We start from the raw sequence: 5,964 nt of genomic DNA, 5'->3' as shown, positions 1-5,964 counted from the left end.
CAGGATCAGGATGTAGACCTCGGGGTGGCCGAAGAACCAGAACAGGTGCTGGAACATCACCGGGTCCCCGCCGCCGGCGGCGTCGAAGAAGTGGGTGTTAAAGTTCCGGTCGGTGAGCAGCATGGTGATCGCGCCGGCCAGGACGGGCAGCGAGAGCAGCAGCAGGAACACCGTCACCAGGATCGACCACACGAACAGCGGCATGCGGTGCAGGGTCATGCCCGGCGCGCGCATGTTGAAGATGGTGGTGATGAAGTTGATGGCGCCGAGGATCGAGCTCGCGCCGGCCAGGTGGACGGCCAGGATGGCGCAGTCCATCGCCGGGCCCGCGTGGCCCGACGTGGAGAGCGGCGCGTACATGGTCCAGCCGCCGCCGAAGCCCCTGCCGGGGCCGCCGTCGACGAACATCGAGACCAGCAGCATCACCCAGGCGGCGACCAGCAGCCAGAACGAGATGTTGTTCATCCGCGGGAAGGCCATGTCCGGCGCGCCGATCATCAGCGGCACGAACCAGTTGCCGAACCCGCCGATCATGGCGGGCATGACCATGAAGAAGATCATGATCAGGGCGTGGGCGGTGACCACGGCGTTGTATCCGTGCTTGGACTGCTCGATCAGGCCCAGCAGGTTCACCGAGGAGCCCTCGGTGAAGATCTGGATGCCCGGCTCGGCCAGTTCCCAGCGGATCAGGCCCGACAGGGCGCCGCCCACCAGCCCCGCCATGATGGCGAAGAGAATGTAGAGGGTGCCGATGTCCTTGTGGTTCGTGGAGAAGAACCAGCGGGTGATGAAACCGGGTTTGTGGTCGGCTTCGTCGTGATGATCGTGAGCGGCGGCTTGTGCCATCGTACGCTGTCCCAAGCTTATTTCGCCGCCGGCGCCGGAGCGGGCGCGGCAGGCGTGGAGGTCGGTGCGGGCGTCGCAGACGCGGCCGCGGCCGGAGTGGTGGTGGCCGCAGCCGCGGTGGCGGCGGCCGGAACCGCGGCGGCGTCGGCGGCCGGAGCGGCGGCGGGCGCCGGAGCGGCCGTCGACGTCGATCCGCCCTTGGAGGCGACCCAGGCGTCGAATTCGGGCTGGGTCACGACCTTGATCTCGATCGGCATGAAGGCGTGGTCGACGCCGCACAGTTCCGAGCACTGGCCGTAGAAGGTGCCGGTGCGCTCGGCCTTGAACCAGGTTTCGTTGACCCGGCCGGGAATGGCGTCGGTCTTCAGGCCGAAGGCCGGCAGGCCGAAGGCGTGGATCACGTCGGCGCCGGTGACCAGAACACGGACCACCTTGTTGACCGGAACCACCAGGGGCTCGGTGGCCGCCAGGCGATAGGGGACGTTGCGGGCCTTGGCTTCGTCTTCCGGCAGCATGTTGGAGACGAACTCGCCGACCTTCTGGTCGGGCAGCTCATAGCCCCAGTACCACTGGTAGCCGGTGGCCTTAACGGTCAGGTCCGGCTTGGGCATGTCGTGATAGGCGAACAGCAGCTTGAAGGAGATCACCGAGATGCCCATGAGGATCAGGACCGGGACCACGGTCCAGATCACCTCGATCATGGTGTTGTGGGTCCACTTGGCCGGGATCGGGTTGCGCTTCTTATTGAAGCGGACCACGCACCACAGGAGCAGGCCCAGCACGAACAGGCAGATGATCGTGATCAGCGGCAGCAGGATCAGATCGTGGAAATCGTGCACCGCGTGCTTCAGCGGCGCGGCGGCCGGCTGCAAGCCCATGCCGCCCGGGGTCGGTTGCCCCATCAATTCTTCCGCGAACGCCTGAACGCCCCAGAACGCCGACGTGGCGCCCGCGGCGGTCGCTGCCGCCCACGTCCGCATGCCCTGAACCCTAGACTTCATGTCCCCTCGGTCTGCTTGGCCGGCCGCGCCTCGCAAAAGACGATCGCCCCCGCCGACTGGAATCGAGGCGACGCCACGTAAATCGCGCAGCCCCGCCCTTCGTCGGCGGTGCATACGCGCTCAATTGGGGCTTGCCAAGGCGCTACAGCCCCCTATGGCCCAGCGCCGCGCCATAGGGTCGCAATCTTACCCCGGGATCGGCCCCAACCTCGCGTTTTGGCCCCTCAGATGAGAATAAATCGCAACTGATGTGAGCAACGTTCGCCCAGTGCAGCCAATGGGATGACGCGGACCGCCCAAGCCCTTATCTCTGAAGACCCGTCATTGTGAGCTCGTCCTTATGAACGCCCATTCCCCCGCACCCTCGATCCTGGACTCCGCCGGTGTCGCGCCTCAGCGAGCCCGCGAGATTCTCGGCGAGGCCCTGGCGGGCGCCGATGACGGCGAACTGTTTGTCGAACGCTCCGAGAGCGAATCATTCCTGTTCGACGACGGACGCCTGAAATCGGCGGCCTATGATTCGTCCGAGGGTTTCGGCCTGCGCGTGGTGGCGGGCGAGACCGCGGGCTATTCGCACTCCAGTGAGGTGTCCGAGGCGGCGATAAAGCGGGCCGCCCAGTCCTCGTCCCTGGCCAAGCGCGGCTATTCCGGGACCTCCGACGAGGCGCCGCGCGCCACCAACGCCAAGCTCTATGGCGAGGACGACCCCACCGCCTCCCCCGCCTTCTCGGACAAGATCGCCCTGTTGCAGGAGATAGATTCCTGGTGCCGGGCGCGCGATCCGCGGGTGGTCCAGGTGATGGCCTCCCTGGCCGGCGAGCGCCGCACGGTGGAGATCCTGCGGGCGGACGGACGACTGATCCGCGACGTACGGCCGCTGTGCCGGGTCAATGTCCAGGTGACCGTGGAGAAGGATGGCAAGCGCGAGAACGGATTCGCCGGCGCCGGCGGGCGCGCCGGGTTCGAGGCCTGGATCACTCCCGACAAGTGGCAGGAGCAGGCCGAGGAGGCGCTGCGCCAAGCCCTGGTCAATCTCGACGCCATCCCCTGCCCCGCCGGCGAGATGGACGTGGTGCTGGGCCCCGGCTGGAACGGCGTGCTGCTGCACGAGGCGGTCGGCCACGGGCTGGAAGGCGACTTCAACCGTAAGGGCACCTCGGCCTTCTCGGGCCGGGTCGGCGAGCGGGTGGCGGCCAAGGGCGTCACGGTGTTCGACGACGGCACCCTGGCGGGGCGGCGCGGCTCGCTGACCGTCGACGACGAGGGCACCCCCACCGAACGCACCATCCTGATCGAGGACGGCATCCTGGTCGGCTACATGCACGACCGGATGAGCGCCCGGCTGATGGGCCTGGCCGCCACTGGCAACGGCCGTCGCCAGTCCTACGCCCACATGCCCATGCCGCGGATGACCAACACCGCCATGATGGGCGGAAGCCACACGCGCGAGGAGATGATCGCCTCGACGAAGCGCGGGCTCTATTGCGCCAATTTCGGAGGCGGCCAGGTGGACATCACCAACGGCAAGTTCGTCTTCCAGTGCACCGAGGCCTATCTGATCGAGGACGGCAAGATCACCGCCCCGGTCAAGGGCGCGACCCTGATCGGCGACGGTCCCTCAGCGCTCACCCGGGTCACCATGATCGGCGATGATTTCGACTTCGATCCCGGCGTCGGGGTCTGCGGCAAGTCGGGCCAGAGCATCCCGGTGGGGGTGGGGCAGCCCTCCCTGAAGCTTACCGGACTGACGGTCGGAGGCACCAGCCTCTAGGGCTGGGTATCTCAGGAGCGACGATATGTGATCGCCGATAACCTTTCGGCGATTTAATCAACATGTCCTGGATTTAATTGGCTCTCCCCGCATGGCGCAGGTCACTTCGCGCTCACCTGTGGGGAGTGTTACCGAATGATCCGATACGTCGCTCTGGCGTCCACCGCCTTGGCTTCGGCCCTCGTCTTCGCCGCGCCGGCCGCCGCCCAGGACGCCCAGGCGACGCCGCTGGCGCTCCCCGCCCTTCCCTCGCCGCCGCCGGGCGAAGGGGTGATCCGCTATCCGCCCGAATTCTTCGCCGCCAGCCAGCCCGGCAACGCCTGGGAGATGCTGCTGCGCCTGCCGGGCTTCACCCTGGACACCGGCGACACGATCCGCGGCTTCGAGGGCGGCGGCGGCAACGCCTTGGTCGACGGCCAGCGCCCCACCAGCAAGACCGATCCCCTGGACGAATTGCTACGCCGGATCCCGGCCGCCCAGGTCGAGCGTATCGAGCTGATCCGCGGCGGCGCCCCGGGCGTCGACATGCAGGGCAAGACCGTGCTGGCCAATGTCGTCAAGAAGCCGGGCGCCGGTTTCCGCGGCCTGTTCGCGGTGGCCAACAACCGCCTCTATGACGGCCGCATGCAGCACGGGGTACGCCTCGAGCTCTCGGGCGGCAAGGATGGGCGCAACTGGGAAGGCTCGGCCCGCTACGGCTTCGGCGCCGACGACGGCGGCGACTATGGACCGGGAGTCCGGGTCGCGCCGGACGGCTCCGTCCTGGTCCGCTCGAACATCGATTCCGAAAGCGATGGCCTGCAGAAGACCCTCACCGGCGCATACGAGCAGCCCCTGTTCGGGGGCAAGGTCCGGGTGAACGGCCGGATGTTCTGGGAGAAGTGGAAGGAGGAGGAGGATCGCAACGTGATCTTCCCCAGTCCGCTGCTGGTCACCATCGACGACGTCTATCTGAGCGAGGACACCGAACTCGGCGCGCGCTTCAACAGGGCGTTCGGCGACAAGACCACCCTGGAGCTCATCGGACTGCGCCAGACCAAGGAGCGCGACATCAGCTCGAGCTTCGCCTCGCCCCCCGACACCGGGCGCTTCCATCTGATCCGGGAGTCCAGCGAGACCATAGGCCGAGGGGTGCTGAAATACAGGTTCAACGACACCCTCTCCCTGGAGGCCGGCGGCGAGGGCGCCTTCAACAAGCTCGACAGCCAGACGGCGCTCACCGAGAACGGGACGCTCGTGGTCCTGCCGGCCGCCAATGTGACGGTTGAGGAAACCCGCGGCGAGGTCTTCACCAAGGGCGTCTGGCGCGCCACGCCCGAATGGACCGTGGAAGCCGGACTGCGCTACGAGGCCTCGTCGATCTCGTCGGACGGCGACGTATCGCTGGAAAAGACCCTGAACTTCGCCAAGCCGAGGCTGGCGGTCACCTGGCAGGCCCGCCCGACGACGCAGGTGCGCTTCCGCTTCGAACGGGTGGTCGGGCAGCTCAACTTCGACGACTTCGTCGCCGATTCCTCCCTGAACACCGGGGTGGTGACGGCCGGCAACCCGGATCTCAATCCCGAACAGGCCTGGGTGACGGAAGCCGCGATCGAGCAGCGGTTCTGGAAGGACGGCGTGGTCTCCCTGACCGCGCGGCATTCGGCGCTCACCGACGTCATCGACCGTGCGCCGATCTTCACGCCGACCGACGTCTTCGACGCGCCAAACAATATCGGCGACGGGACCAAGGACGAACTGATCGTCAACCTCACCCTGCCGCTCGGCCGGCTGGGGGTGAAGGGCGGCCAGTTGAAAGGCGAGGTCACCTGGCGGCGCTCCGAGGTCGAAGATCCCACCACCGGTGAAACGCGCGAGATCTCGGACCTGCGCCCCCTCGAGTGGGAGGCGACCTTCAGCCAGGACCTGCCGCGCTGGAAGGCCACCTGGGGCGTGGATTTCTACGGCGGCTGGCGGGAGACCTCCTACCGCTTCAACGAGATCGAGGACCTCAAGCTCAAGACCTATGTGAAACCCTTCGCGGAGTTTCGCCTGCAGCCCGACCTGATGCTGCGTATCGAGCTGCCCAACGTCACCGAACGCGGCATCCGCCGCACGCGCACGATCTATGCCGGCCCGCGCAACACCAGCGCGATCTCGTTTGTCGACGACCGCGACCTGCAGTTCGGCCGCGGAGTCTATGTCCGACTTCGCAAGACCTTCGGCGGCTAGAGCGTTTCCCGATCATGTTGACGCATATCCTGCGGCCTTGAAGTAGTTGGCGCAGATCTCTGGTGTGAACTGGTCGAGGATCTGGCCGATGCGGTTCCAGAGGGCGTCGACGGATCGTTCGGCGGCCTTTCTGAG

Annotated in this window: 4 protein-coding genes and 1 pseudogene; 2 read left to right on the top strand and 3 right to left on the bottom strand. The window is 66.9% G+C overall.

The window, feature by feature from the left end; translation table 11 throughout:
• Positions 1–846: cbb3-type cytochrome c oxidase subunit I (locus Q8Q88_RS18240; protein WP_305676606.1), on the bottom strand; the 846-nt coding region annotated here is incomplete at its 3' end.
• Positions 847–863: 17 nt separating this feature from the next.
• Complete coding sequence (gene coxB, locus Q8Q88_RS18235) at positions 864–1,847, bottom strand: cytochrome c oxidase subunit II (protein WP_305676605.1); 984 nt, start codon at positions 1,845–1,847, stop codon at positions 864–866.
• Positions 1,848–2,187: 340 nt separating this feature from the next.
• Between coxB and tldD the strand changes: the two genes are divergently transcribed.
• Entirely contained in the window at positions 2,188–3,618 is a 1,431-nt protein-coding gene (gene tldD / locus Q8Q88_RS18230; protein ID WP_305676604.1) for a metalloprotease TldD, read from the top strand.
• Positions 3,619–3,753: 135 nt separating this feature from the next.
• On the top strand, positions 3,754–5,829 hold the full coding sequence (locus tag Q8Q88_RS18225) for a TonB-dependent siderophore receptor (RefSeq protein ID WP_305676603.1): 2,076 nt from the start codon (positions 3,754–3,756) through the stop codon (positions 5,827–5,829).
• A 12-nt stretch (positions 5,830–5,841) separates the two neighbouring features.
• Here the strand turns inward: Q8Q88_RS18225 and Q8Q88_RS18220 are convergent.
• Positions 5,842–5,964: pseudogene (locus Q8Q88_RS18220) on the bottom strand (IS630 family transposase); the annotation flags it as partial.

Source organism: Phenylobacterium sp., assembly GCF_030697925.1.
Taxonomy (GTDB): domain Bacteria; phylum Pseudomonadota; class Alphaproteobacteria; order Caulobacterales; family Caulobacteraceae; genus Phenylobacterium.
The sequence above is the reverse complement of the archived record's forward strand: the minus strand, read 5'-3'. Positions and strand labels throughout refer to the sequence as shown.

Bases quoted from the DNA above. Each gene is read 5' to 3' on its own strand.
- coxB (WP_305676605.1), bottom strand. From the start codon at position 1,847: ATGAAGTCTAGGGTTCAGGGCATGCGGACGTGGGCGGCAGCGACCGCC.
- tldD (WP_305676604.1), top strand. From the start codon at position 2,188: ATGAACGCCCATTCCCCCGCACCCTCGATCCTGGACTCCGCCGGTGTC.
- Q8Q88_RS18225 (WP_305676603.1), top strand. From the start codon at position 3,754: ATGATCCGATACGTCGCTCTGGCGTCCACCGCCTTGGCTTCGGCCCTC.